2 protein-coding genes are annotated in these 1,761 nt (G+C 65.8%); both read right to left on the bottom strand.

All coding sequences use genetic code 11. The features are described from left to right. Nucleotides 1-227: 227 nt before the first annotated feature. Entirely contained in the window at nt 228-590 is a 363-nt protein-coding gene (locus tag QSK22_RS33165; RefSeq protein ID WP_285498457.1) for a hypothetical protein, read from the bottom strand. Nucleotides 591-1,110: 520 nt separating this feature from the next. After that, a complete protein-coding gene (locus tag QSK22_RS33160; protein ID WP_285498456.1) occupies nt 1,111-1,437 on the bottom strand; it encodes a hypothetical protein in 327 nt (108 codons plus the stop codon). Between the last annotated feature and the right edge of the window lie 324 nt (nt 1,438-1,761).

Below are 1,761 nucleotides of genomic sequence, written 5' to 3'. Positions count from 1 at the left end.
GCCATCGCGTTGTCTCCTTCTTCTTGATCATCCATCTCGAAGGATCTACGCGGTGGCCGTCTCACGTCACGACGCCACGCTCTTCACCTGCGGAAACTCGTACACCACCTCCGTGGACGCAACCTGCAGGCACTGGCTTCACCCGTCCGCGGCGGCCCCGGTCTTATGCCTCCGCACGCGCCCTCAGAGGTACCAGTGCCGTGATGCGGTGTGCAGACTCGGCGGTATCAGCGGCCCAAGAGACGCTTGAGCCGGGACCGGATCGCGCCGGGCTGACGGCCGAGTTTCTCGGCGATCTCGGCGATGGCGGTGCCGCTGTCGTGCAATTGCCGCAGGAGCCGCTCTTCTTCGGCGGTCCACGCCTTGTACGCCTGCGGGTGGGCGGTGCGGATCTTCTCCACCGAGTAGGTCTTGGCCGACCGCAGGTCGATTTCCGAGACCGCCGTCACGGGAAAGTCGGCCTGGACTGCGCCGTCCAGCAACAGCAGCAGCCGCCCGTCGTCGATCCTGATCCGGTCCGCCTCCACCTCGGCCTGTGTGGCTCGTTCACCGCCGTGCTGCTGCGGAGTAGTGAACCTGATGCGGATCATGCACGACATTGTGCCGCCCTGCTACGCCGTTTCTCCCGATCTGGTGGACGGTGCGACGACGACAGCGGATCCCAGCAACAACCTCGCCGTGTAGCGGTGAACGTGTCGGCGTACAGGGTGATGTACGTGGAGGGCTGCCGAGCATGGAGCCGGTGGATCTGGTGCAGGGCGCCGTCGCAGTCAACCGCGGTGACCATCCGTATGGGGCGGCCAGGCTTTCGGCATACGGCCCTTCGGAACATGAGCCCCGTCTCGGTGCTCGCATCGGCCAAGACCTGCCACTCTTCGTCGGCCGGCTCGCACTCCGCCCTTTGTCTTGGCTTGGGCAAGGCTTCCTGGGCAATAGACGGGCCGGGGCGGCCGATCGCTCCGAGGCGGGCACGAGCATTGACGACGGCCGTGTGCATGCGCCCATCGGGTTGAGCGGCCATTGGAAAAGGCGCGCGGGGCTGGTCACATTTCTGCCGCTGCAGTTGCTCCTCTGGGGTGAGCGCCGCCTGCGTGATGTCGTAGGTTCCGATCACCGGTGCCCCCTGGAGTCACCGACGGGCCGATCGTCGGCTCGTCCGCAAGCGCGGTCGGTCGATTCAACGGTGGACGTCGGCTGGACCGGCGTCCTCCTCGATGACTTGCAGAAACGGCGGCCCTGGGCCACCAGTTCGACGCCCCTGCGAAGGTCGTCGGCCGTCCCCAGCTCCGCGACTTCACCGAGGCCAACATCGCCGTGGTGACCGGCGTCGCGTGCCGCTCCCACGAACGCGTCCGTGAGGCGGTCGTGCACGGTCATCCAGATCTCGAAGACCTCGTGGGGAGGTTGGTGGGCGGGGCCGACCAGATCCGACACCATACCGGTCTCGTCCGATGGTTCTACGTGGCGTCGTCGACGTGAGCACCGACGCAGTCAAACAGCCTGCCGGTTAAGCCACGCACGGTCCGTTTGCTAATCCAACTAAATGAAAACTCGTCTCCCCTGCCATATACTCCCAGGTCAGCAAGTGTCGGCCCCGCGCACGCGGGGATGCTCCCTCGCCGCGCTGGCCAGTCCTAGGTGTACTGACCATGGACGTTGGTGACGGCGACACAGCTGGATGATCTTGAAATGGGGAGGACCTCCTGGCGTGGTGTGAGTCGACGAAACTTCGCACCACCCGCCGGGAGGTCCTCGTGCCCC

Source organism: Actinomadura sp. NBRC 104425 (assembly GCF_030269545.1).
GTDB classification, from domain to species: domain Bacteria; phylum Actinomycetota; class Actinomycetes; order Streptosporangiales; family Streptosporangiaceae; genus Spirillospora; species Spirillospora keratinilytica.
This window is presented reverse-complemented; position numbering and strand designations above follow the sequence as displayed.